This window comes from Selenomonas sp. AB3002 (assembly GCF_000702545.1).
Classification (GTDB): Bacteria; Bacillota; Negativicutes; order Selenomonadales; family Selenomonadaceae; genus Selenomonas_B; species Selenomonas_B ruminantium_A.
On record NZ_JNIO01000008.1, the window covers coordinates 2,068,042 to 2,093,211 of the forward strand.

At 55.0% G+C, this 25,170-nt stretch carries 21 protein-coding genes, 1 tRNA gene and 2 pseudogenes; 5 read left to right on the forward strand and 19 right to left on the reverse strand.

Translation table 11 applies throughout. The features are described 5' to 3' along the window. Nucleotides 1-92: 92 nt before the first annotated feature. The 9 genes and pseudogenes from P159_RS0117810 to brnQ all read right to left on the reverse strand — a co-directional run bounded on the left by P159_RS0117810 (nucleotide 93) and on the right by brnQ (nucleotide 10,332). Nucleotides 93-1,904, reverse strand: a complete 1,812-nt coding sequence (locus P159_RS0117810; RefSeq protein WP_051650453.1) for a hypothetical protein — start codon at nucleotides 1,902-1,904, stop codon at nucleotides 93-95. A 441-nt stretch (nucleotides 1,905-2,345) separates the two neighbouring features. Next, a pseudogene (locus P159_RS18900) lies at nucleotides 2,346-3,850 on the reverse strand (phosphomannomutase/phosphoglucomutase). 97 nt (nucleotides 3,851-3,947) lie between these two features. Further along, nucleotides 3,948-4,607 carry an SIS domain-containing protein gene (locus P159_RS0117825; protein WP_029546273.1) on the reverse strand — a complete coding sequence of 220 codons (660 nt, stop codon included), beginning with the start codon at nucleotides 4,605-4,607 and terminating at the stop codon, nucleotides 3,948-3,950. Between the two features lie 10 nt (nucleotides 4,608-4,617). Next, nucleotides 4,618-5,310, reverse strand: coding sequence for a hypothetical protein (locus tag P159_RS0117830; protein WP_029546275.1), 693 nt, complete (start codon nucleotides 5,308-5,310; stop codon nucleotides 4,618-4,620). Nucleotides 5,311-5,480: 170 nt separating this feature from the next. Continuing rightward, nucleotides 5,481-5,756, reverse strand: coding sequence for a hypothetical protein (locus P159_RS0117835; RefSeq protein ID WP_029546277.1), 276 nt, complete (start codon nucleotides 5,754-5,756; stop codon nucleotides 5,481-5,483). 69 nt (nucleotides 5,757-5,825) lie between these two features. Continuing rightward, complete coding sequence (locus P159_RS0117840) at nucleotides 5,826-5,987, reverse strand: hypothetical protein (RefSeq protein WP_029546279.1); 162 nt, start codon at nucleotides 5,985-5,987, stop codon at nucleotides 5,826-5,828. A gap of 375 nt (nucleotides 5,988-6,362) precedes the next feature. Beyond that, entirely contained in the window at nucleotides 6,363-8,162 is a 1,800-nt protein-coding gene (locus tag P159_RS0117845) for a M48 family metallopeptidase (RefSeq protein WP_185753787.1), read from the reverse strand. A gap of 48 nt (nucleotides 8,163-8,210) precedes the next feature. Next, a complete protein-coding gene (locus tag P159_RS0117850; RefSeq protein WP_029546283.1) occupies nucleotides 8,211-8,612 on the reverse strand; it encodes a hypothetical protein in 402 nt (133 codons plus the stop codon). 364 nt (nucleotides 8,613-8,976) lie between these two features. Then, the gene (gene brnQ / locus P159_RS0117855; RefSeq protein WP_029546285.1) at nucleotides 8,977-10,332 is read right to left on the reverse strand and encodes a branched-chain amino acid transport system II carrier protein; all 1,356 of its coding nucleotides are present in this window, start codon (nucleotides 10,330-10,332) and stop codon (nucleotides 8,977-8,979) included. A 369-nt stretch (nucleotides 10,333-10,701) separates the two neighbouring features. On the opposite strand from brnQ, the gene P159_RS0117860 reads away from it, so the two are divergent. The 3 genes and pseudogenes from P159_RS0117860 to P159_RS20345 form a co-directional block, all read left to right on the forward strand. Continuing rightward, entirely contained in the window at nucleotides 10,702-12,183 is a 1,482-nt protein-coding gene (locus tag P159_RS0117860; protein ID WP_029546287.1) for a long-chain-fatty-acid--CoA ligase, read from the forward strand. Between the two features lie 79 nt (nucleotides 12,184-12,262). Next, complete coding sequence (locus tag P159_RS0117865) at nucleotides 12,263-12,916, forward strand: hypothetical protein (RefSeq protein WP_029546289.1); 654 nt, start codon at nucleotides 12,263-12,265, stop codon at nucleotides 12,914-12,916. Nucleotides 12,917-12,932: 16 nt separating this feature from the next. Next, nucleotides 12,933-13,139 (forward strand): annotated as a pseudogene (locus P159_RS20345) (S-layer homology domain-containing protein); the annotation flags it as partial. 136 nt (nucleotides 13,140-13,275) lie between these two features. On the opposite strand, the gene P159_RS0117870 reads toward P159_RS20345, so the two are convergent. Continuing rightward, nucleotides 13,276-13,722 (reverse strand): hypothetical protein, encoded by a 447-nt coding sequence (locus tag P159_RS0117870; protein ID WP_029546290.1) that lies wholly within the window; start codon nucleotides 13,720-13,722, stop codon nucleotides 13,276-13,278. Nucleotides 13,723-13,890: 168 nt separating this feature from the next. Continuing rightward, nucleotides 13,891-14,604 carry a 16S rRNA (guanine(527)-N(7))-methyltransferase RsmG gene (gene rsmG, locus P159_RS0117875; protein ID WP_029546292.1) on the reverse strand — a complete coding sequence of 238 codons (714 nt, stop codon included), beginning with the start codon at nucleotides 14,602-14,604 and terminating at the stop codon, nucleotides 13,891-13,893. 441 nt (nucleotides 14,605-15,045) lie between these two features. Between rsmG and P159_RS0117880 the strand changes: the two genes are divergently transcribed. Next, nucleotides 15,046-16,320, forward strand: coding sequence for a malic enzyme-like NAD(P)-binding protein (locus P159_RS0117880; RefSeq protein WP_080706051.1), 1,275 nt, complete (start codon nucleotides 15,046-15,048; stop codon nucleotides 16,318-16,320). A gap of 194 nt (nucleotides 16,321-16,514) precedes the next feature. Here the strand turns inward: P159_RS0117880 and P159_RS0117885 are convergent, their stop codons facing one another. The 3 genes from P159_RS0117885 to P159_RS0117895 are packed head-to-tail and all read right to left on the reverse strand — an operon-like array spanning nucleotide 16,515 to nucleotide 18,018. Next, nucleotides 16,515-17,393 carry an NAD(P)/FAD-dependent oxidoreductase gene (locus P159_RS0117885; protein ID WP_029546296.1) on the reverse strand — a complete coding sequence of 293 codons (879 nt, stop codon included), beginning with the start codon at nucleotides 17,391-17,393 and terminating at the stop codon, nucleotides 16,515-16,517. Between the two features lie 12 nt (nucleotides 17,394-17,405). After that, nucleotides 17,406-17,714 (reverse strand): thioredoxin, encoded by a 309-nt coding sequence (gene trxA, locus P159_RS0117890; protein ID WP_029546297.1) that lies wholly within the window; start codon nucleotides 17,712-17,714, stop codon nucleotides 17,406-17,408. A 13-nt stretch (nucleotides 17,715-17,727) separates the two neighbouring features. Continuing rightward, the gene (locus P159_RS0117895; RefSeq protein ID WP_029546300.1) at nucleotides 17,728-18,018 is read right to left on the reverse strand and encodes a metalloregulator ArsR/SmtB family transcription factor; all 291 of its coding nucleotides are present in this window, start codon (nucleotides 18,016-18,018) and stop codon (nucleotides 17,728-17,730) included. 177 nt (nucleotides 18,019-18,195) lie between these two features. On the opposite strand from P159_RS0117895, the gene P159_RS0117900 reads away from it, so the two are divergent. Continuing rightward, nucleotides 18,196-18,273, forward strand: a tRNA-Arg gene (locus P159_RS0117900). A gap of 126 nt (nucleotides 18,274-18,399) precedes the next feature. Here P159_RS0117900 and sucD read toward each other — a convergent pair. The 5 genes from sucD to amrA all read right to left on the reverse strand — a co-directional run bounded on the left by sucD (nucleotide 18,400) and on the right by amrA (nucleotide 25,080). Beyond that, a complete protein-coding gene (gene sucD, locus P159_RS0117905) occupies nucleotides 18,400-19,305 on the reverse strand; it encodes a succinate--CoA ligase subunit alpha (RefSeq protein ID WP_029546301.1) in 906 nt (301 codons plus the stop codon). Nucleotides 19,306-19,320: 15 nt separating this feature from the next. Then, nucleotides 19,321-20,511, reverse strand: coding sequence for an ADP-forming succinate--CoA ligase subunit beta (sucC, locus tag P159_RS0117910; RefSeq protein WP_029546302.1), 1,191 nt, complete (start codon nucleotides 20,509-20,511; stop codon nucleotides 19,321-19,323). Between the two features lie 474 nt (nucleotides 20,512-20,985). After that, nucleotides 20,986-22,119 (reverse strand): aldose epimerase family protein, encoded by a 1,134-nt coding sequence (locus P159_RS0117920; RefSeq protein ID WP_029546303.1) that lies wholly within the window; start codon nucleotides 22,117-22,119, stop codon nucleotides 20,986-20,988. Nucleotides 22,120-22,292: 173 nt separating this feature from the next. After that, complete coding sequence (locus P159_RS0117925; RefSeq protein WP_029546304.1) at nucleotides 22,293-23,621, reverse strand: threonine/serine exporter family protein; 1,329 nt, start codon at nucleotides 23,619-23,621, stop codon at nucleotides 22,293-22,295. Nucleotides 23,622-23,700: 79 nt separating this feature from the next. Further along, a complete protein-coding gene (amrA, locus tag P159_RS0117930) occupies nucleotides 23,701-25,080 on the reverse strand; it encodes an AmmeMemoRadiSam system protein A (protein WP_029546305.1) in 1,380 nt (459 codons plus the stop codon). Nucleotides 25,081-25,170 lie beyond the last annotated feature (90 nt).

A 25,170-nucleotide genomic window follows, 5' to 3' on the forward strand; every position in this document is an offset into this window, starting at 1 on the left:
AAAGAAAACGTGGCCTTGCCTTTCATCCTTGAAAGCCAACGGCCACAGAACGCCCATCCATGGGCTGAAGATTGAATTGTCTTTAATGTGGTTCAGTAGATTATTCCTGCCATTTTCAGCAGGTATTGGGCATTGGTGGTGGTGCAGCGGCCTTCCTTCAGTTTGAAGTCAAATTTTATCTTGTCATCTTCGTAGTGCTCCTCGAAGTGGAAGTTGCGGAGGGGCTGGCCCTCCGGGCCTTGCAGTTCACACAGCTCGAAATCATGGGTAGTGATGAAGGCCAGGATATGGGGACGGGTCAGGTGCTCTATGGCAGCCCTGGCGCCTACGATGCGGTCGGCGCTGTTGGTGCCCTTGAAAATCTCGTCTATGCAACATAGCATGGGACGGCCCTGCCCTGCCGCCTCCACCATCTGGCGTACCCGCAGGAGCTCTGCGTAGAAGGTGGAGATCCCTTTGGAAAGGTCGTCGCTCACCTGTATGGAAGTGTAGATATCCATCAGTGACACCTCAAAACTCTCCGCCGGCACCGCCGCCCCGGCATAGGCCAGCACCGCTGTCCCTGCCAGAGTCCTTAAGTATGTAGTCTTGCCGCTCATATTGGAGCCTGTGATGATGATGCTCTCACCTGCGAAGTCTGCCCCATTGCCCACAGCCCTGCCCTCCTCTATCAGCAGGGATTCCGCCCCCCGGGCCCTGAGCCTGGGGGCACTGTCCTCCAGCAGGACAGGCAGGACGGTTTTCTCACGGGTCAGGGCGGGTACAGCCAGCGACAAGAGCATTTCCATCTCCTGCAGGGCCGAGAGCCAGCCAGAGAGCTGGCACCCTGCCCCCCGCTGCCACCTGAGGAAGCCTGCCGTCAGATGGCTGTCCATCAGGAAAAGGGCATTGAGCAACACGAAGGCCAGGATATTCTGCCGGTAAAGGAACAGCTCCGCCAGCCCTGCCAGCCTTGCCAGTCCCTCAGAAGCCTTCATCCCCCTGTCCTTGCCCTCTGTTTCCCCCAGGAAGTGGCGGCGCAGGTCTCTTAGGTAAAGGCTTTTGTTTTCCCTGGTTTCCAAAAAGGCAAAGACCCCCGCATAGCCTCTGAGGGCCTGCTGGATTTCCAGCAAAGGGGAGAGGATTGCCCCATGGGCCCCTGCCGCCCAAAGGGAAAGCAGGAGGTTAAGCCCCCAGAGATAAAAAGCAGCTTCCCAGGGCAGCCTGCCCGCCAGTGACAGGGCCAGAGCCAGCCAGGGCAGCAGGGGCAGGACATAGCGAAGTTTACCAAGGACTCGGCAGGGCAGGGCTTCCTCTGCCCCCTCCCCCTTTATTTTCTCCGCCAGAGGCCCCAGGTCATGCCCCTCCGGCACCGCCTGCAGCAGGCCGGCCAATTTCAGCGCCCCTTGCGGCTCTTTGGCCAGCTCCGCCACTGCCTCCTGCCGCAGGAGGATAACGTCCCGGCTGCCAGGAAAGGGAGAGAGCACCTCCGCCAACCTCTCCCTGCCCCCCAGTGTCCGGGCAAGGCAGAGATACTGAAAAAGCGAGGCCCTGCCAAAGAGGTGCAGGTCACGTCCCTGGGGCCGTTCCTCCTGCAAAAAATCTTCACCGTCCAAAACCAACTCCCGCCAGCTACCCTCCATGCGGGCAAGAAAAGCCTCCACCGCCTGCAAGCGCTCCTGAAGGGCGGCCATTTCCTGCCTGAACCTGCCGTGCCGTCTTATCAGCAGGACAAACAATGCCAGCAAGGCCGCTCCCGCAGCGTAACCAGCTAAATAACCATCATACCCCGCCGCCAGCGCCAGCACCGCCAGCACGAAGGAGAGAGCGCGCCACAGACTCAGCCGGCTGTCAATCTTCCCAGCCTTGAGCAGGGCATCTCTGAGTTCTTTATGCTGTTTCTGAAAAAAAACTTTCTTATCCACTTGATTCATCCCCATGAACAAACTGCAAACATTGACAAACCCGGATAATTTGCTATAATTTTCATATAGAAAACATCAAAAATAGTGCTATCACCAAGGGAAATCAGCCCCGTTTTTGTAGCCATAGAAATGACCGTTTAGTTTGCGAGACTAGGGACGGTCATTTCTGTTTTTATTCAAGTCTTTGCCAATCATATAGCCAAGGCTAAAGATGGCTGCCGTAAAGCCCACAAGGGCCAACATCGACTCTAATGTCATACGACATCCCTCCTTCAGTACATATTTCCCTAAAGGGATTTCTATGTCATCGAAGGGTCACAGTCCCTCCGTAGAAGGGCCAACCGTCATCCCGTGCGATAGCACCATCATCAGTATATCACAACAACAGAAAGAATAAAACCGCCACGGTTTGCCCGTGGCGGTTCTTTTGCGTTCACTTACTTATTTATTGAAGACGGAAAAATCCAGTGCATCGAAGCCTGCCAGGAGTTCCTGCACCTGGCCTGCAATCTCCTTGGCACCGCCAGCCTTGCGGCTCTCGATATTGAGCGGCATCTGGGGGTCATGGAGGGAGAGGCGCAGGAGAGCCCAGCCCTGGGGGAACACCAGGCGCACGCCCTCGAAGGAAGGCTTGGCAGCCTTGATGCCCTTCTCTGCCGCGCGGTTCTCAAAGGCCTGCAGCACATTCTGCCCATATTCTTTGAAATCTTCACGGGCTATCTTCATGCGGTATTCCACCGCCTCCACCGGCTCGCCCAGCGTTGCCACCAGGCCCTCAAGCTTCTTGCCCTTGGCCTTGGCTTTGGCAGCAGCAATCAGGAGCTTCACAGCCAGATAGGCGCCGTCATCCAGATAGTAGTTCTCGGACAGGGCTCCGTGGCCGGAAGTCTCGATGGCCAGCGGGGACACAATGCCGCTGTGGTTCAGGCGGACACACTCGTCAATGACGTTCTTGTAGCCGCGCATATAGCGGTGATGCTTGAGGCCCAGCTCCTCCTTGAGGAAAGTGGTGAGCTCGTCAGAGGTCACGGAGTCCGTGACAATGGTGCTGCCGGGATAGTCCGGTGCCAGAATAGCGGCCATCATGGCAATGAGGGCATTGCGGCTGATTTCCTTGCCATTCTTCAGCACAGCGCTCATGCGGTCCACGTCCGTATCGAAAATCAGGCCCAGGTCTGCCTTGCTCTTCAGCACGGCCTCCCTGATGGCGGCCATGGCCTGCTTGTTCTCGGGGTTGGGAATGTGATTGGGGAAATGTCCGTCCGGCTCCAAGTAAATGCTGCCTGTGGTGTCAGCCCCCAGGCGGCCCAGAATCTGGCTGGCGAAGAAGCCGCCTGCGCCATTGCCTGCATCCACTACCACGTGCATGCCCTTGAGGGGTTCATTCTCGCCCCCAGAGCCTGACGGATTTTCTTCCGCAGGTGATGGCAGTAGCGCTCCATCAGATCATACTGCTGGACCTTGGACAGATCGCCCTGGGCTACCGGCTGGCGGGCAGCAGCAGAGAGAATGGCATCGATATCCTCATGCTCCACGCCCCCGTCCTTGGTGAAGAACTTCAGACCGTTGCGGTTATAGGGCAGATGGCTGGCGGTAATCATGATGGAGCCATCCATGCTGGTTTCCGGGAACACCGTGGACATGAACATGGAAGGGGTGGAAGCCATACCGCAGTCCACAGTGACACAGCCAGCGGCAGTCAGAGCCTCCAGCACAGCCTTCTTGAGAGCCGGAGCAGAAATACGGGAATCGTGTCCCACCGCCACACGCAGCTTCTTCTTCTCCTTGTCGGCCTTCTCAGCGAGGAATTCCAAAAAGCCTCCGGTAATGACATTAGCCGCCTCTACAGAAAGAGTCACCGGCTCATCGGGCACGCCTTCCACAGCTACCCCTCGCACATCACTGCCGTTGGCAAGTTTCTTGAGTATTTTTTCAGATACTAGCATAATAAAAAGCCCCCTACCATGATTTTTACGATTTACTGCTACTCATACAGTTTATCATAATTCCACGCCAAGGGGGCTTTATCCTGCTTATAAAGTTTTATTCTCCAAAGAATTCATTCTCTGCCGCAATGCAGAGCATGTGATAGACAGGCAGATGATACTCCTGAATCTTGAAAGTCTCGTCCTCAGGCACGCAGATGGTGATATCTGCCATGTTCTTCGCCTTGATCTTGCCGCCTGATTTACCGGTGAGGGCAATGGACTTCACGCCCTTGGCCCGGGCCATGTCCAGGGCATAAATGACATTGGTGGAGTTGCCGGAGGTGGAGATGGCCAGCAGCACATCACCCTCATCCCCCATGCCCAGAAGCTGCTGGGCAAAGGAAAGGTCCGGCGCCTGGTCGTTGGCAAAAGCGGTGTTGAGGGCCACCTGATTCACCATGGAAAGGGCAGGCAGGGCCCCCTGCAGATTCTCCATGAAGTAATCAGCAGAATCCGGGCAGACCTCACGGAAGCGCTGCTCCATCTGCTTGTCCAGCTTGCGGGGCAGCAGAAAGCCCTTCATGAGCTCACCTACCACGTGCTCTGCATCTGAGGCGCTGCCGCCATTGCCGCAGGCAATGAGCTTGTGACCTGCGCGGTAGCTTTCGCATACTGCCTCCACTGCAGCTGTCATATCCTCCTTGCAGACGGCAAGAGCAGGATAACGCTCAATGAGATCATCAACGGCTTTAAGTGTACTTGGTTTTACTGACATTTATATCTCCTTACCTGTTCCTATATCTCTCAGCCATGGATTTGGCATCGTACTCACCGCTGGAAATGCGGCTGATATCCTGATAAGCAGGACGTCCCTGACCATCCCGGGGAGTAACATCCACCGGCTCGGAAGGACGCTGCCAGCCGCCCCTGTCATAGGAAGGGCTGCTGCCCTTTCCACGGAACCTGTTCCAGGCCCAGCGAAGGAGCATGATCAAAGCCCCGAAAAGAATGACATTGGCCACCAGGCCCAAGATATCCCCCAAAATTCCGCCAGAGCCAATGAGGCTGGCCAACATGTGGCCCAGGAACATACCGCCTGCCAGAATGCCCACCTGCCTCAGAGCAGAGCCCCAGCCAGAAGAGCTTTGGGCAGCGGTGCCAGCAGCCGCCGCATTGCTTTTGGCTGCTGCATTAGTCCCCGGCGCATCCTTTTCCAGGCTCTTGGCATCCTTGGACGGCTTGTAGTCCTTGCCATTACCGGACACGGATTTGGAATCAGAAGCCTTGCTGCTGGGGGAACTTGCCTTGGGAGCCGCCGGCTTCGGTGCCGGTTTCGGCGCCGAGAACTTGGCCCCGCCCTTGGCTGCCGCAGCCACAGAATAAACAGCCTGATTATCAAGAGCAACGCCTGCAGGCGCTGCAACAGCAATCATCGTACCAATCATCAGCGAAGCAAGGATTTTCCTAGCATTTACCATAAAAAATTCTCCTTCTGTCTATATAAGCAATTGTATCGGCGTCCATGGATGGACGCCTCTGCGGCCCTTCGTGTTTGAGGATCAAACCGGGGCCGTTGTAAATATGCCACTGGCATATTTACCTTTTGGTTCGTTTTCTTTGCGCCAAAGAAAATGAACAGCCGAAACTGTTATCCTTCGTAGGATTTGATATCGTCTTCAAAAGCGTAGATTTCACCCACAGTGTCCAATTCCCCGGACAGATACCTGTCGATATCATCCACATCAATGTAGAGCTTGCAGTCAATATCCAGATACCCCTGTTCCCGGCCGCCGGAAAGGTCACGTATGGCCATGAGCTTTTCCCTGAGCTTCAGGAGCTCCGTACGGGTGGCGTGGATATCCAGCTTGATCTGGGGCACACCGTATTCCTTCAATACCTCATCCATAGTCATGCGCTGGGACATATCATTCATCCTCTCTTTGACCTTTTGATGTTTAGTCTAACAAAGCAGTTTGTAAAATATCTGAAAGACTTATTCCCCGGCATCATTACCATTCATATGGTCCAGTATGCTCTGGAGCTCCCTCTTCTGCCGCAGGTGGCTCTCATAATCCAAATCGTTGGAATCCACCCTCATGCGCCGCGTCAGCTCATCAATACGCGCCTGCAGGCGCCCCCTGATCTTGTCATCCATCTTAACTTTCATCCCTTCCCAAATAAATAACGTATTTATTATAACGCCGTTGTTCCAGTTTTGCCATAGGCAAAACTTCCGCTTAGCGTTTCAACAGGCTTGTCCCGTTATAACGCAGTTGTTCAAATTTTGTCGACAGACAAAATCTGAACAATGACGGTTCAACATAGCTGTTATGTTAACCGCGATAAAAAATATTGACCTCCACCGCTTGCGTGGGAGGGGGACCACCGAAGGTGGCGGAAGGGGTAATGAGTGGTCGAACCATGCCCTTCGAAGCCGCTTTCCCTCCTCGCCCCTTCCACCGGCTACGCCGGTCCCCCTTCCCCGTTTCACGGGGCAGGTAAGGCCTCAAACATATTGCGCCTACTATATTTAGATTTCCTTTTCTTCCGCCACCTTTTTCGCCTCTGCCTGCTCTTTTTTCAGCGCCTTATAATCCTTCTCGGAAATCTCCTTCAGGTACTCCTCGGGGATTCTCCTGAAAGCCTTGGGGCGGAGCCTGTAAAGCTCCTTGTAATTCAGCAGGGCATTTTCCCCGTCTCCCATCTCCTCGTAAATCTGCGCCGTCAGCAGCCAGGCCACGGCATTCTTCTTGTCCAGGGACTTTGCCTTCTCGCAGTCGGAAAGGGCCGCCTCCCTATCCCCTCTCATGCGGCAGACATCGGCGCGGTTCAGGAAGTTGTAGATATTCTTGTCATCCATGGACACGGCCTTGTTGGCATCGGCAAGGGCACCTTCGTAGTCTCCCTCCACCGCCCGGGCACGGCCGCGGATGGCGTAGTTTTCCGCAGCATTATCCTGATTTTCTGCCGCGAAGGCGCGCTCCATCTGAAAGAGGGCGGCACTGCCCATGCCATAGTCACTGTAGGTATCGGCGTTTTCCCTCATCTTCTTCACCACTTTGGCAGGAGCGGCCAAGGCCTTTGCCTGCTCCTGCTGAAGCTCCTCACGGCGCTTTGCTTCTGCCAGCTTCATCTGCTCCCGGAAGCCCGTGGCCTTTTCCACTCTGTAGGCCTTGGTCACCATTTCCTGCAGGCGGGCGCCAGTGCCGGTCCTTGCCAGGAAGTCATGGAGCACCTCATTTACCCGGTTGTCCTCCAGACAGGTCACGCCGCCTCTGCCGTCGCTGCGGAACTGCCACTCCTCCGGGCTGTCGTAGTCATGGAAAGCCCTGGACAGGGCCCCCGCCACATAGTAGGCATTTTCTGCCGTATTGTCGAACTCATCCCCTGTCCAGTCCACGGTGAGCAGCCATTCTCCATCTATATAGATATCCTTGCGCCCCTGCACCGTCACATGACCTGCCCCATAAGCACTCATGAGCTGTGAAAGCTTCGCCTCCCGCAGATCCGTATCAGGGTGGTCGTTGTAGTTCTCCTGCTCCTTGAGCTTGGGGTCAAGGTCCTGATACTCCATGACATTCTTTGTTTCATAAGTCAGGTAATAGCCCATGCGGTACATGGCCGCTGCTCCGCCGCCGGGATTGAAGCCGGCTGAGGCCATGAGGTAGAAGCCCCCTTCGTCAGCCTCATACTCCGTGGGCAGGGTCACATTCTTGGCAATGGAATAGTTCACCAGCGCGTTGAGCTTGTTCCAGTCCATAAGGCCTGCATCCATATTGAGGAAGGCCATGCCATAGTACTGGGCCACCGCCTTGGCATAATTGTGGGCGCTGTGCTGCCTGAGGCCGTGAGTCATCTCATGGGCCAGCACCGCCGCCAGCTCATCCCTGTCGCACTGGAGCCCCCGCACCAAGGCCCGGTTGATGCTGATGTAATTGGTGGGATAGCAGGCAGCATTGAAGTCATTGCTGTCATTGATGCTCCACAGGAAAGGCAGGGAATCGGCCTTCAGGGCATAATCCCCCTTCTCCACCAGCTGCTCCATGACTTCGTTCACTATGGCCCAGTCATGGTCATTCCTGTCCCTGCCATTGGCCCCCAAATCCTGAATCCGCCCGCTGATCTGGGCCCTGGGATCATTGCCCAGCAAGAGCACGCTCTTGAGACTGGATTTGTAGGCAGCATAGACACCCAGGGCCTGGGCAGCTGCCGCCCAGGGGTCTACGCCTGCCTCCACCCGGGCAGCAGGCAGCGCCACTCCCATGCCCATCAGAGCTGCCAGGCACAGGGACAGGGCCTTATGCTTTATTAAAGAAAGTTGATTTTTCATATCATATCCTCCGTGCCCCCATTGTACCACAAAGAAACCAGAATTCAATCAAAAGTGGAAGAAGTTCAGGCACTTCATGGCCAGCTTCCTGCCCTCCTCCTCAGGGTGTGCCAAAATGTGCTCCAATGTGTACACGTAAAAAAAGGAAGATATGGGTACATAGCGGCGGCCCTTCACCATATCCGCCTCCCGCAAGAGCTTCTTGTAGGCTTTCATGAAATCTTCCTCCGTAGCCTGATATTTTTTTATGATTTTTTTCAGTTTCCGGTCACGGGCACAGTAGGCATATATCCGGGCAATGAGCTCCTGCCTCTTAGGGCCCGGAATTTCGCCTGCGTACTCATTTATTAACTCATTTGTCAAAGATGAGCGCTCCAATGACCTTTTCATCTCAAAAACGAAAAGTGTGCACAAAGCAACAAGCACACCAACCAGCAATACATTCATCATTCTCTCTCCTCCTCAGCAAACAGCCGCGCATTCATCTTTAATAATAACAAACTTTTTGCTCATTTTGGCACTTGGTTACATATTTTTTTCATATTTCTCTGTTAGTATAATACCTGTCAGCGAGAGGGATGCCTTGTCAATCCCCTAGGTATTCGGAACTCTTGTTGATTTCCCTGCAAGGGGGTTTATCCCACCCTCCTTGTTATCCCATTTCTCAAACGCTTTATCATCCCTTCCAAGCGTTTGTCCCTCCTGGATCGTGCAGGAGGGACTTTTTCTTTGCGCAAAAGAATTTTGTGCCCGTATCACAAACGCCCGGTGTGCACACTCGTCAAGTGTGCCACCGGGCGTTTTGTTCAACATATCAGTTCATATCAACTGCCTGGGTGTCGTTTTTTACCGTTACTTCTCCCCGCAGAAAGGAAATGCCAAGACCAATCCCTGCACCGATGATGGCCGGAATCAGCCAGCCCAGCATCAGGCTGTAGAATGGCACGTACTGGGCAAGGATGCCGTTCAGCACCGGCAGCTGGAAGCCAGCGGCATTCAGGGCATCCACCACAGCAAAGGCCAGAGTGAAATCAAGGGCCCAGCGATACACCGTACGGCGCTCGCCGATAACGCCATGGAACAGGGACAACACCACCATCACAATCACCAGCGGATAGATACCCACCAGGAAGGGCACAGCCAGGGTGATAATCTGAGTTAGACCGATATTGGAAACCACGAAGCTGAACGCTACGCCGAAGCGGAGCAGATCCTTATAAGTTACCTTATTATTAAAGAGTTTGTTGAAGAACCAGGCAGTGCCGGAAATGACGCCGCAGCTGGTGGTCAGGCAGGCCAGGCCGATGATGACTGCCAGCAGGAGGTTGCCTGCAGGACCGAAGAAGATGCCCACTGCCTCAGCCAGCAACTGGCCGCCGTTGGCAGAATGGCCCAGGACGCTGGCGCTGGTAGCACCCAGATAAGCCAGAGAACCATAGACAAGAGTCATGAGGAACAGGGCGATAAGGCCAGCCATCAGGCAGACCCGGCCAAGGGCTTTGGACCCCTCCACCCCACGGGCGCGCACGGCATTGACCACGAGAGTACCAATGGCGATGGAAGCCAGGAGGTCCATGGTCTGATAGCCGTCCTGGAAGCCCTGGGCAAAGGCGGACTCTACATAGGAACCGGTAGCGGGCATGATGTCACCCAGGGGTGCGCCGAAGGCCCGCAGGAACATAATCACCAGGAAAACCAGCAGCACCGGGGTCAGCATCTTGCCCACCCGGTCGATGAGCTTGCTGGGGTTCAGAGCCAGCCAGTAGGTGGCACCGAAGAAAAAGGCCGTGTAGATGGCCTGTCCCATAGTCATGGTATCTTCCGTGAGGAAGGGGCGGATACCGATCTCAAAGGACACAGCCCCCGTGCGGGGCACGGCAAACATGGGGCCGATGGTGAGATAGAGAATCACCAAAAGGGCCGTAGCGAAAGCCGGGCGGGTCATGCGGGAGATAAACTCAATGTACTTGCCTCCCTGCATGGCGATAGCGGCAATGCCCATAAGGGGCAGGCCCACGCCGGTAATGAGGAAGCCTGCCATGGCGGGCACCACATTATCCCCTGCTGCCTGTCCCAGCGCCGGCGGGAAAATCAGGTTGCCTGCGCCGAAAAAGATGGAAAACATCATGAGCCCCACACCCAGGAGCTCTCCTTTACTAAGGCTGTTCATTCTGCACTCTCCTTACAACATCATACATTGTGCGCTCGCAGTGTACATCTGATGACATATAAAAAATCATGCCCCATGATGCCCGAGCACGACCGAACCCGTATGACTATTGATTTTTGCTGAAGTAATTATAGCACAGGCCCATGTTACAATGCAACACATGATGCAAGAAAATCTCTCTCCAAAGTACACAGCCAAAATTTTTACATCTTCCCTGAAAATAACTATTTTTTCTTCATTAAGTGTAAACTTGACAGTCTTTTCCTTTCATCATTCTTCCATTGACTTTCTTTAGTACCTAGTATAAAATTCAATTTAAGTCATTTTATTATGTTTCGAAGTCCATTTCTATAGAAAAGGATGTGCACTATGCTGGTACATGAGCTTATCAATCAGGGCGCAGCGAGTGATCTTGCCATCATCGATCATGAGCGCCGTTTCACTTATGCCGAATTGCAGGAAGCGGTAAAAAATTGCCGCAACCGCCTCTACGCTGAGGGCGTGAAGCCCGGCGACCGGGTTGCCATCTTCTCCCGCAACAGCGCGGAGTTCGTCTTTGTCTACATGGCCGTGGCCTCCCTGGGCGCCATCTCCATCCCCATCAACTTCCAGCTGTCCAACCGTGAGATTGCCTACATTATAAAAGACGCCGGCGCCCGCTTCCTGGTGACCTATGAACTCCTCAATCTGGTAGATGCCATGGCAGCCCTGCGCTGCGACATCCGCCTGAAGCAGATCGACACCAAGAACATCGGCACGAAAAAGGAAGGGCTGGAAGAAGCCCCCAGCTTCCCCTCCCATCTGGATGAGCACGCTCCCTGCGTCATCATCTACACCTCAGGCACCACCGGCAACCCCAAGGGCGCAGTGCTTTCCCACCGCAATCTGGTAGCCAACTGCGAGCAGATTGTCTACATGGGCTGCAAGTCAGAGCACAATGTGCTCTGCGTACTGCCCATGTACCACTGCTTCGGCTGGACCTGCGCCGTGCTCTATCCCCTGCACTCCGGAGCCACCGTGGTTATCCTGGACTCTTTCACCCCGAAGGAAACCATCAAGACCATCCGGGAAGAAAAGGTCACGGATATGTACGTGGTGCCCTCCATCTGCTCCCTGCTGACCAAGCTGGCCACCAAGGAAGACATGGCCTCCATGCGTCTGGTGGTCTCCGGCGGCACTACCCTGCCCTTGAAGATTGCCGAAGACTTCATGGAGAAGTTCGGCCTGGAAATCTGCGAGGGCTACGGCCTCTCCGAAACCTCCCCGGTTGTCACCATGAACCCTCCCGGCGCTTCCAAGGTGGGCTCCAGCGGCGTGCCTGTGCATGACATCGAAGTGCGCATCGTGGACCCCCAAAACAACGATGTGCCCCAGGGTGAACCCGGCGAGCTGATCTGCCGGGGCGAAAATGTGATGCTGGGTTACTGGAACCTGCCCGAAGCCTCAAATGAAGCCCTCAGGGGCGGCTGGTTCCACACTGCTGATGTAGCCCGCATTGACGAAGATGGCTATGTCTACATCGTGGACCGCATCAAGGACATGATCATTTCCATGGGCGAGAACATCTATCCCCGTGAGGTAGAGGAAGTGGTCTATCAGTTCCCCGGCATCGCCGAGGCAGCCGTCATCGGCATTGAAGACAAGCTGAGAGGCCAGGCAGGCGCCTGCTTCTACAGCCTTCACGAAGGTGCCAGCGTGAACATCCGTGAGCTGAAGAAATTCCTCCAGGAAAACCTGGCCCTCTACAAGATTCCCCGCGAATTCCACGAACTGCCCCACCTGCCCCGCACTTCTACGGGCAAGATTGCCAAGCGCATGATCTGGGACGAGTTCCAGAAGAATAAGTCATAACTCAGACAGGATTCATACCTCCTTCCGTCGAACTTATGCCGTAAGAGCAACCGCAAGTTCCCGCGAAGGAGGTATTTTCATGAGCAACAGCCGCAAGTTTCTGAGCCTGCGTCCCTTCCTGCTGGCCCTGTGCCTGATTTTCGCCGCCACCCTGCCTGCCAGCGCAGAAAAGACCAACTGGGTGGACGATAGCTACGATTTCCACAAAATCCAGAAGGCCCTTATCTACGATATCGAGCTGACGGATACGGAGGAATTTGAAAGCGACCTATTGGAGCAGACCTTGCAGGAGGATTATTGGAAAAATGCCATGCGTCCCAAGTACCAGGTGCTCGACGCCGCCAAAGCCGCCCTGCTGTCGCCGGAAAATCCCCAGCTGGCAGCTGATGTCTACATCAAGGCAGAGCTTCTGAAATGGCACGATGACTCCTATGTGAAACCCGCCTACACTTCCTGGGAAACCCGGAAATCCACCCGCACCAAAAGGATGCCCAACGGAGAGAAAATAGAAGAGACCTACTATACAGAAGTACCGGTCTACCATCCTCCCCAGACTGTCTATACCTCCACTGTGCGCCTGCGCTTCGAGGTCTTTGACAGCAAGACGGGGAAGAAAGTCATGGCCCGGGACGAGCTGCGTCTGCGGGACGATTCCCACCACGGCCAGAAAGGAATTTTCGGGCGCATCTGCAAGTCCTTCTTTGACGACCTGAACAAAAAAATCACCAGATAGCCCCTCACGGCACCTGGCAGCAGGCAACCCCTTCACCGACGTTCCCCGGGAGCACTGGGCCTACGATGCCGTCGAGCAGCTGGCTGCAGACAACGTCATCGAGGGTTATGGCGATGACACCTACCGTGGAGACCGCCTCCTCACCCGCTATGAAATGGCCCAGATAACAGCCAGAGCCATGAACAGGACCATGCTTCCCCCCATAGACCAGGTCCTGCTGAACTGCCAGAGGCTTCCTGGGAGAAGTGCGCTGCTACTTCTGATGACAATTCCACAGAAAAAATAGCCCGAAGGCTGTTGGACCGCTTCCCCTCAGGAAGCGCCACAGGCCTTCGGGCTTTCTATGCTTTCATGCAAAATCAATCGCGCAGCTCGCACTTGATTTTCACGATAGTCCCATTCACTACTTTGAATTCCATTTTCTTGCTGTAATCGCTGCTGTAGTAAACGTACTCCGTATCATCGTAATCACGGTCTACCTTGTCTGCCCTGCCATACACATCAGACAGCACAGCTTCGCTCATGCCCACCGTGACACCGCCGGGAGTAGCGCCTGCACTATTAGTCTCGATTTCCTCCACCAGATTGGGGTTATGGTCAGCCACATCAATTACAATGCCATTGGGGAAGTAGATCTTGTCACCGGCGACAGCGTCAGGAGTGCCCAGTTTCGCCCTGGCAGATTCTACGGTGGAGCCAGGAGCCACTCCATCGATGGCGATGCTGTCACTGGAAACGCTTGCCACACAAAAGGCTGAAGCCGTCAGCATAAGCCCTGCCAGCAGAGCTGTTACCTTCTTTTTCATCTCATTGCCTCCTAACTCACTTGAGCAATCTCTTCGTGTGCCGGATTATTTCTATAAAACCAACAAAAAATCCTGCCCCGGGCACTGTTCCTTAAGGCTCCTTTTATAAAAACCCCTTCAATAGTCTATACGATTGAGAAAGGAAAGCATTACAAGAAATTCAAAAAATCACAGAGGTTTTTTCGTAGGCGTGCCCGCTTTCCTGGGATAGGCCTTCGGCGTGAGCTTCAATTTCTTCACCGTCACAATAGCCCGCTTGTCCTCAAGGCCCGGCAGGGCCACTTCCCGGCACTTGGAAGCAGACCCTCCCAGCAGGGCGAGGGCCCGAACTGCAGCCTCCGCTTCCTCCGCATATTTAGCCCCCTTGAGAGCCACCAGGAAGCCGCCTTTTTTCACAAAGGGCAGCGTGTACTCTGCCAAAACAGGCAAGGCCGCCACGGCGCGGCTTACGGCAAGGTCGAACTTCTCGCGATAGGCCTTGTTCCGCGCCCCCTCCTCAGCCCGGGCATGGACACAGGCAACTTCCTGCAGGCCCAATTCCTCCACCACTGCTTCCAGGAACCCCACCCGCTTCTGCAGGGAATCCATGAGGGTGAGCTTCAGGTCAGGCCGGTAGATTTTCAGCGGCAGCCCCGGGAAACCGGCTCCCGTGCCCACATCAATCACCGTTGCCCCCTCTGCAAAGAGCCCCGTCTCCAAGGCCGTCAGGCTGTCCACCATGTGCTTCACCGCCACTTCCTGCGCTTCCGTGATGGCGGTGAGGTTCATCTTCTCATTCCACTCTATGAGCATTTCATAATAACGGGTGAACTGCTGCAGCTGGTTATCACTTAACTGCAAACCTGCCGCCTCTGCAGCCTCTGCCATAAACTTTTGAAACATTTTGTCTACCTCTTGCACACTAATATACTTATTACAAGCAAGTTTCCATACTTGCAAACTAGCGAAAACTCCTTATGAAATCAGTATAGATTGCCCCTCTTGCTCTGTCAATGTACCCATTGTTTATGATTACTTTTGTCCTCTTATTAAAAACTATAGTTTACAGTTATCATTCTATTCTTTTTAAATATTGGCCTTTCTGTCAAAAATCATTATAATAGGGAACATCACTATTTTACATAGTTGATATACCGGTAACATATATCATAGCATTTTGCCGGTCAGAGAAGAAATTTTTATCCTGTGCCCAAGTGAGTGAGGGGCACAGGTACAGCATAAGCGGAACGTGTGGAATCTGGCTGCAGGCCGGAGTCCAAGTGAAGCGTCGCTGTACCTGTGAACCGAACGCCTTGGCGGGAATGGACCGGCCACACGGAAAGGATGTTACTTATGAAAAAGGAAAATGTAAACCAAGCTTCTCTCGAGCTCCATCAGGAAAGCCAGGGCAAAATCGAAATCATGAGCAAGGTGCCCCTGAACACCCAGCGCGACCTGACCCTGGCCTACAGTCCCGGGGTAGCAGCCCCCTGCCTGGCCATCAAAGACGAGCCAGAGAAGATTTACGACTATACTTCCAAGAGCAATCTGGTGGCAGTAGTCACCAACGGCACTGCCGTCCTGGGCCTGGGCGCCATCGGCGCAGGCGCAGGCCTGCCCGTCATGGAAGGCAAGGCCATCCTCTTCAAGGGCTTCGCAGGTGTGGACTCCGTCCCCATCGCCCTTGACTCCAAAGACCCCCAGGAAATCATCCGGGCCGTGGAAATGATGGCCCCCACCTTCGGCGGCATCAATCTGGAGGACATCAAAGCTCCCGAGTGCTTCGTCATCGAAAACGAGCTCAAGAAAAGACTTGATATCCCCGTCTTCCACGATGACCAGCACGGCACCGCCATTGTGGTAGCTTCTGCCCTCATCAACGCCCTCAGAGTGGTGAAGAAGGACATGGGCGCCATCCGCGTAGTAGTGAACGGCGCAGGCGCCGCCGGCCAGGCCATCACCCGCCTGCTGGTCTCCCTGGGCGTGCAGGACATCCTGCTCTGCGACACCAAGGGTGCCATCTACGAAGGCCGTCCCGAGGGCATGAATCCCTTTAAGGACGACATCGCCAAGATCACCAACCGCCAGATGCACAAAGGCAGCCTTGCAGAAGTGCTGAAAGGCGCCGACGTCTTCGTAGGCGTCTCCGTGGCAGGCTGCGTCACCGAGGAAATGGTGCGCTCCATGGCAGATGATCCCATCATCATGGCCATGGCCAACCCCACCCCGGAAATCATGCCGGAACTGGCCCACAAGGCCGGCGCCCGCATAGTCTGCACAGGCCGCTCCGACTATCCCAACCAGGTGAACAACCTGCTGGCCTTCCCGGGCATCTTCCGTGGCGCTTTGGACGTCCGTGCCAAGGAAATCAATGAAGAAATGAAACTGGCAGCCGCCCATGCCATCGCCAGCCTCATTTCCGAGAAGGAGCTTGCTCCCAATCATGTCATCACCAGCCCCTTCGACCCGAGAGTGGCTCCCGCAGTAGCCAAGGCCGTGGCAAAAGCCGCCATAGAAACAGGCGTTGCAAGAAGCCACAACATGACTCCCACGGACGTAGCCGCCCACACCAGGGCACTGCTGGCAGGCATGAACAGAAAGCAGCAGGTCAGCGCCTAAGCCATGCTTTACTAAGCGTATGTAAGTGAGGGACAGGGGCATGACATAAGCGGAACGTGTGGAATCTGGCCGCAGGCCGGAGTCCAAGTGAAGCGTTGTCATGCCCCTGCCCCGAACGCCTTAGAACACTAAACTAAAAAGCAGATGCACCATCATCCCCCAGATGAATGGTACATCTGCTTTTTTAATGCCGCTCAGCTCTTGCCGCGCAAATACTTCACAGCCCCCAGCCCTGCCTCAGCGCCCTGATACACCGCCTTGGCAATCTGCAGGAGCCCGCCCGTGCAGTCACCTGCGGCAAAGATGCCGGGAACATTGGTGGCCCCATGCTCATCCGCCTTGAGGCTGCCATTCTCCAGCATCACTCCCATTTTCCGGGCCAGCTCCGTACTGCCCGCAGTGCCCAGAGCGATAAACAGGCCATCCAAAGGCAGCTCCCTGCCGCCCTCAAATACAGCTTTTTCCACCCGGTCCCCGCCTTGGAGAGAAGCGAGCCTTTCCCGGCAAACCTCAACACCGGCGGGGATTTTTTCTGCCTCCGGCTCCTCTCCATTGGTGAAAAGATACACCTTGGCCGCATGGGGCAGCAGGGCCTCCGCCTCGTGCAGGGCATATTCCCCCGCCCCCAGCACAGCCACAATCCTGCCCCGGTAGAAAAAGGCATCACAGGTGGCGCAATAGCTCACCCCATGGCCCTCGAACTCTTTGATACCCGGCAGGGAAACAGTCTTGCGGGAGGCACCGGCAGCGATGATGACAGCATCTGCCGTATATTCAGCCTGAGGAGATTTGGCCTTGAAGCTCTTGAAGTCATCACCGTAAGCCAGCTCCACCAGCTCATCCTCGACAAATTCAACGCCCAGGGCCCTGGCCCCCTCTATGCCGCGGCGCTCAAGTTCCGCACCTGAAACCGGCGTTTCCAGGCCATAGTAATTCTCTATCAGTTCAGCCTTGCCCAAAGCGCCGGATTTCAGCCCTTTATGAATGACCATCACCTCAGCCCCGCCCCGTCGGGCATAAAGGGCCGCAGAGACACCAGCAGGCCCTGCTCCCAGAACCATCACCTTTCCCATCCGGATCCCCCCTTATACCAGCAGGCTTTCCACCTGTGCCTTGGGCATCAGCCCCAGGGCCTCATTCACCTTCTTGCCATCCTTGAACACCACCAGAGTGGGTATGGACATGATGCCGAACTGCTGGGCCAAAGCCTGCTGCTCATCCACATTCACCTTGCCCACCTTCACCTCAGGGTGGTCAGCGGCCACTTCCTCGATGATGGGACCGAGAGCCCGGCAGGGACCGCACCACTCAGCCCAGAAATCCAGCAGCACCGTGCCCTTGGCCTGCAATACTTCCTCAGCAAAATTCTCACTGGTAATAACCTTCGTGCTCATAAGCAAATCCTCCTCACACATTCTTTTCTTCAAACATTATCTTCAATATCTCTTCTATCAGCGGGTCCTTCAGTGAATAGCAGATTTCCAGTCCATTCCTCTCTCCCTGTATGATCCCCGCCTGCCGAAGCTTGCCCAGATGCTGGGAAACAGTGGACTGGGGAATATCCAGGCATTCCTGCATGAAAGTCACATTGCAGCAGCCGCGCCGCCACAGCCCCCGCACGATGCAAAGCCGCACCGGATGGGCAATGACCTTCAGCTTCTCCGCCAGCTCAGTGAGCTGTTCTTTATCTTCAATCATACTTGCCGATCACCTCCTGAAGCGCTTTCTTGTTTCTATATTCATATATTACAATTCCTTAATATTAATGTCAAGAAATTTTTCTCGAAAAAAATGTTGACAGAAGCATTGCTCTGAGATATAATTATTTCTGTTCTTAAGGGAACGTAGCAACCAGACAACTTCATAAATCATCATGACTCAGTAGCTCAGCTGGATTAGAGTATTTGACTACGAATCAAAGGGTCGGGGGTTCGAGTCCCTCCTGGGTCACCATTTGAAATTGCAAGCCCTGTCACACCTAGTGTGGCAGGGCTTTTTCGTACGTCAAAGATATCTCGAGGACTGAGCTTCCACAGCAAAAGAGCCGCTGCATCCGCAACGGCTCTCACTTTTATGAACTTAGCAGGTATGGCACTCCTCATAGATGCCAGCCTTCTTCAAGGTTTCCACTACCGTATCACCGATATGGGCTACAGTGTCTGCCACCTCGATGCCCACTTCGTTGAGGGCCTTGATCTTGTCAGCAGCGGTGCCCTTGCCGCCGGAGATGATGGCGCCGGCGTGCCCCATGCGTTTGCCCGGAGGCGCCTGACGGCCAGAGATGAAGGCAGTCACCGGCTTGTCCGGCATATTGGCCTTGATCCACTCAGCAGCAGTCTCCTCAGCGTTGCCGCCGATTTCGCCAATCATCAGCACAGCCTTGGTCTCGGGGTCCTCCTTGAAGAGGGCCAGAGCGTCAATGAAGTCAGTGCCCTTCACCGGGTCGCCGCCGATGCCGATGGCAGTGGTGACGCCGATGCCGGCGTTCATGAGCTGGAAGGCAGCCTCGTAGGTGAGGGTTCCGGAGCGGGAAACCAGGCCTACATGGCCTTTCTTCTGGATATTGCCGGGAATGATGCCCAGCTTGGCTTCGTCAGTGGTGAGGATGCCGGGGCAGTTTGGGCCGATGAGGCGGGTCTTCTTGCCCTCCATGTAGCGGCGGACTTTCACCATGTCCTCCACGGGAATGTGCTCGGTGATGCAGACCACCAGGTCAAGGCCTGCGTCTACGCCCTCCATGATGGAGTCAGCAGCGAAGCGGGCAGGCACATAGATGACAGAAGCAGTCGCCCCCGTAGCCTCCACAGCGTCCTGCACCGTATTGAAGACGGGCACGCCCTCCACTTCCTGGCCTGCCTTGCCCGGGGTGACGCCGCCTACGATCTTCGTGCCGTAGTCCAGCATCTGGCGGGTGTGGAACGCGGCCTGCTTGCCGGTAATGCCCTGAACGATGACTTTGGTATCTTTATTTACTAAAACTCCCATGATGATGTGACCCCCTCACGCCTGTGCTTCTTTGACCAGCTTGACAATCGTCTCTGCGCCGCCCTCCATGGTGGGGGCCATGATAACGTTCTCAATGGGCGTATTCTTGAGGATTTCACGACCCTGCTGGGCGTTGGTACCCTCCAGGCGCACCACTACAGGCACCGGCAGGCTCTTGCCGTCCGGGGAGATGATCTTGGCAGCCTCCAGGATGCCCTGAGCCACCTGGTCGCAGCGGTTGATGCCGCCGAAGATATTCACAAAAATGCCCTTGGACTGGCCGCCCTCCAGCATGATGTTGAAAGCCTTGGCAATCTTCTCGGGATTGGAGTCGCCACCTACATCAAGGAAGTTGGCCGGCTCGCCGCCGAAGTATTTGATGATGTCCACGGTAGCCATGGCCAGGCCTGCGCCGTTCACCATGCAGGCCACGTCGCCGCCCAGGTTGACATAGTTCAGGTCAGCTGCCGCTGCCTCCAGCTCCTTGGGATCTTCCTCGGTCTCGTCACGGAGCTCTACGATATCCGGATGACGGAACAGGGCGCTGTCGTCAAAGTTCAGCTTGGCATCAAGGGCCATGACATCATTGTCCCCGGTGAGCACCATGGGGTTGATCTCAGCCAAAGAACAATCCTTGCCTACGAAGGCATTATACAGGCAGCCCATAAGCTTCTGGGCCGGGCGTACAGCCTCTTTGGGCAGGCCCAGCTTGTAAGCCATGCGACTGGTCTGGAAGGGCAGCAGCCCTACAGCCGGGTCAATGGTTTCCTTGAAAATCTTCTCCGGGGTCTCAGCGGCCACTTTCTCGATTTCCATGCCGCCCTCGGTGGAAGCCATCATCACCACTCTGGCAGTATTCCTGTCAATGACGAAGGAAAGGTAATATTCCTTCTTGATATCTGCTCCAGCCTCGATGAGGAGACGGTTTACTTTCTTGCCCTCGGGGCCGGTCTGGTGGGTCACCAGCACCTTGCCCAGAATCTCGGAAGCGTAGGTCTTGACCTCGTCCAGAGATTTCGCCACCTTGACGCCGCCTGCTTTGCCGCGGCCGCCGGCATGGATCTGGGCCTTCACCACGCACACGGGGGTGCCCAGTTTCTTGGCATTCTCCACCGCCTCTTCCACGGAAAAGGCCGGCAGCCCTTCCGGCACCTTTACGCCGTAGGACTTCAGAATCTGCTTGCTCTGATACTCATGGATGTTCATGTAGCACTGCCTCCCTTATGGGTAACTCCAGGCTGGGATTTCATCTTAATTTATCCCAATTCATAGTTAAATTTTACCCCTTTGCCAGTAATTTGTCCACTATTTTCGCGCAATAATATCATTTTGTTTATTTATGGCAAAAATAATTGAAAGGTATCCAACCATGACAGACACAACAACACACTATTATGCTATACTATAGGCGCTGCCCCTTCATTCTACGGAAGGAGGTGAGTTTTGTGTCGTTCGAAGAATTCATGATGTCAGTGTTGGCAAGCTTGGTGGCTTCTCTGATTGTCCACCTTGTAAGCAAATGGTTAGAGTAGCAGCAATCTAGCCTCTCAAACAAAAAGGCCCCCAAGGGAGATTAGGCCCTCCCTTGGGGGTTCTTTTTGTTTGTGAGTAAGTGTCGTTTACTCGAAGAATTCTATGCCTTGATTATACCACCCATAATATACAAAAACAACAGTTTTATCAATCCTTCAGAGCCACAGTGTAGATAGTCTGCGCCTGATACTTCTCGCCCTTCTTCAGGATAGGCTGGGGGAAGGAGGGATTAGCCAGGGCATTGGGGAAATATTGGGTCTCCAGGCAGAAGCCGCTGCGGCGGGGGAAGGTGACGCCATTCTTGCCCGCAAGATCTCCCCTGAGGTGGTTGCCGCTGTAGAACTGGATACCGGGCAGGGTGGTGAAGCAGGTCATGGTGAGGCCGCTTTCCTCGGACTCAACATAAGCAGCCTTCTTGAGACCCCCTGCATTGTAGTCAATGGGGCAAGTTGGGTCATAGCCGAACATGCCGGGCTTCAGCTCGATTTCCACCGGCACGTCTCTGAGCACCCAGTTGTGGTCATAGCCGTGGCCCATCTGCAGTTCATCGAAGTCATCGTCAATGTGCAGCCCGATGGGAGTAGGCTCACGCAGGTCCATGGGGGTGCCCTCCACAGGCAGGATGCGGCCATCCGGCAGGGACTCGGCATCAGCCCAGGTGTAGCTGTCGGCAAAAATCTGCATCTTCTGCTTCATGGCAGCTTCTGCGCCTGCCTCGTAGCCGTCCAGGTTGAAATAGGCATGGTTGGTGAGGTTGCAGATAGTGTCTGCATCGCACTCTGCCTCGTACTTGATGGACAGCTCATTGTCATTGGACAGGGAATAGAGAGCCGTCACCGTCATGTTGCCGGGATAGCCGCCCTCGCCGTCCTTGGCATGATAGGTGAATTTCACGCCCTCAAAGAGCACCTCATAATCCCAGAGGTTCAGATGGAAGCCCTTGAAGCCGCCGTGGATATGGTTCTGCTTCTTAGAGCCGGTGTTCAGCTCCAGCTGGTATTCCTTGCCACCTATGACTGCCTTGCCCCCGGCAATGCGGTTGGCATGGCGTCCCACTACACCGCCCATGCTGGTGGTGTCCTTCTCGTAGGCCTCGGCGCTGTCATAGCCCAGGACGATATCACGCTTCTTGAAGTCCTTGTCCCGCACGATATAGCTCACCAGCCGTGCGCCGTAGGAAGTGACCTTCACCTCCGTACCCTTGGTATTCCGCAGGGTGAAGAGGAATACCTCACGCCCGTCTGAAAGCTTGCCGAAAGATTCTTTTTTGATTTCTGCCATAATGATACCTCCGGGAAAGAACTTATTTTCTATGAATCGACCTATATTTTAGTCAATTCTCTACTATTTGATACAATTCAACTTTACTCCTTCCTGATTGCTTTGTCAATAATTTGTTAAACGTTTACTATTAGACAAAAAAATAAGAGAGGCTCTCCTGGAGCCTCCCAAATTCAGTCCTCGTCCCGCAGAGCCAGCAGCCTTGCCACCCGCTTCTGCTTGACTTTCTCAATATGGCGGTGATTGAAGATATTGGGAATCGCCACTCCCACGGCTATGCCTATGATGATGATGATAGCCTCCACCCCGCTCCTGATGCCGTCCAGCAGGGCCGCCGGGGTGATGGTGGAGATATTCAGCAGGGCAAAGAGCAGGCGGTAGAGCAGCACGCCGGGTATCATGGGTATGGCAGAAGGGATAGTCAGCACCACATTGGGGGTGTGGAAGATATGGATGGCCTTCAGGGCTATGATGCCAACCACCGCCGCCCCCAGGAAGGAGCCGAAGGCCTGGGAAGCCCCCAGTTCCATGACGCAGAAGTTTCTGAGCATCACCGTGATGACGCCCCCCACCCCCACCACAGGCAGGAGCCGCCGGGGAATGTTGAAGATGATGGAAAAGCCCATGGCGGAAATAGCCGCAGCCACAGCCTGCGCCAAGTAAAGGCTGTGGGGAGACAGGCTCACCTCCGTGAAATCTGCCACATTCCCCAGCCGGATAGCCAGCACGATGCCAAAGGTCATGCTGCCCACCACCAGCAGGGTGTGGATAGCCCGGGTCAGCCCGGACACTATGAAATTATTCAGGAAATCGTCTATGGCATTGATGAGCGGTATGCCCGGCACCAGAAAGAGGGTGCAGGCAATCAGCGGATACCAGTGCAGCTCTCCCAGGGGAAACTGGGTGGCCCAGGCCAAAGTAGTGGCTGCAAAAGAAGTGATGGCGATGGCGGCATACTGGTTGAAAGCATAGGCATTGCAGAGCCGCCGCATGTAAAAGCCAAAGCAGGCACAGAGAGCCGTGAGGAAAAAATCCAGCAGACTGCCGCCGAACAGCACGGCAAATCCCCCGCAGGCCGCCCCAGCTCCCAGAGCTGTCTGGCCCACGGTATAGGACTTGGGAATGCCCTGAATGCGCATGAGGTGACGCTCAAAGCTTTCCAAAGTATAATTCCGCGCCAGAGCTTTCCAGGTTAGCTTGGACACCGCCGACAAAGTAGTCATATTGATGCCGTGATTCCTGCACTTGCAAAACTCCGTGTAACTGTGCTGGTCGTCATTCACATTGAGCATCAGGGTGGTATACATGGTGTGCTGGTGGATGCGCTCAGGCGGTATGCCCATATAGGCCGCCGCCCGCTTCATATCCCGCACCGTCCTGTCCGTGTCCGCCCCGCTCTCCATGAGCGCCTTACCCACCTGCAGGAGCAAGTGCATCTTATAGCCGATGCGGCTGAATGGCTCCTGCAGATAATCTATCGAGGATTTATTTCCTTCCTCCATATTTCCCCTCCTACAGTTTATCAATATATGTTATTTATTATACACTTGTTTATTCATAAACCAAAGAGGCAATTATCTCCTAAACGTGCCTTTCCACCTCAAAGCGGTAGAGCTGCACTTTCTCCTTCTCCCCGATATTGCCCTTGCGGCGTGCAATGGACACCTGCTGCTCCACCGTATCTACTCCCTCCAAATCCGGCAGCAGCAGCCCCCGGCGATTGCCTGACTGTACGATGACGCCATAGCGGCGCACATCAAGCTTCGCAGGGCTGTCGATAGGCTCCGGCTCGGTCAGCACATCCACATCATAGACCAGTTCCCCTAGTTCCGCTTCTGTCACCTGTGAAAAACGGGGGTCATTGAGGCCAGCGCTGACGGCGTTATAGATAATCTCCTGAGCCAGATTGTCACGGGTGGGCAGGAAGGTGCCGATGCAGCCACGCAGTGCCCCGTCCTTTTTGATGGACACAAAGGCCCCGTGACGGCCCTGCAGTTCCTCCGGCAAGTCCTTGGGCACCGGCAGGTACTCATGGTGCTTCACGAAATATTCCAGGGAAGCCCGGGCCAGAGACAAATGGGCATCTTCATTTGCCCTGAGTGCCGCAATCTTCTCCCGCTGTTCCTGTTCATAAAGGTCAAGGATAGCACGGCTTTCGTCCCGCTCCCCTGGCTCAAAGATGGCTGTGCCATAGCCCACGCCGAAGGGCCCTTCATAGGCCAGCAGCCTGGACTTAACCTGCCGCCTGTCCATAGCTCCCGCCATAATCCAGAAGGAGCGCAGGCCGCACTCCGCCGCGCTGTCTGCCAAAGCATTGGGGGTGGCAAGGAGCTTTAGGAAATCCCCGTCACGGAAGCATTCCTGCATGCGCTCATCAAAGACAGGCCCGGCCGGGTCAAAGCCGTAAGGCCCTTCTGCCAGCAACTTATGGGAGAGGTCACCGCTGGCCACCAATACCGTGGGGCGCTTCAGGAGCCGTGCAGTCTGGGCTATCATCTCTCCCAAGTGATAGTGATGGCGGCGGGATAGCCCGGACAGGCCTATGCGGATGACTTTCCCCTTGAAACCAGCCTCCTGCAGGAAATACAAAGGGATAAGGGTGGCATGATCCAGGGCCGCAGACTTCTCCCCCATGATGCCTGCAGGGAAGTCCTCCTTGTCCGCCAGGGCGCAGAGCTGCTTGCGGAAAGCCGCATCATACTCGACTGTGACCTTCACCTCCGGGGCACGGAAATTGCCAAAATCCCCTCTGGCCCCTTCACCCGGAGAGATATGGAAGTAGTCGCCATACATGACGCTATGAGGGCTGGTGACAACCACCGTCTCCGGGGCTTTTTCCACCACCCACTTCGCTGCTTCGCGATAGGCATCAATAATAGGCTGAATCCCCTTCTCCTGCCCCCGGCCTACTTCCGGGATAATCAACGGCGGATGGGGTACGGCAATAGCACCTAAAAGCATATTAAGACCTCCCTTATATACTTAATCATTATAATTATACTGCAATTCTTGAAAAAACTTAAGCAAAAAAGCCATGAAGCCCTTTTAAGG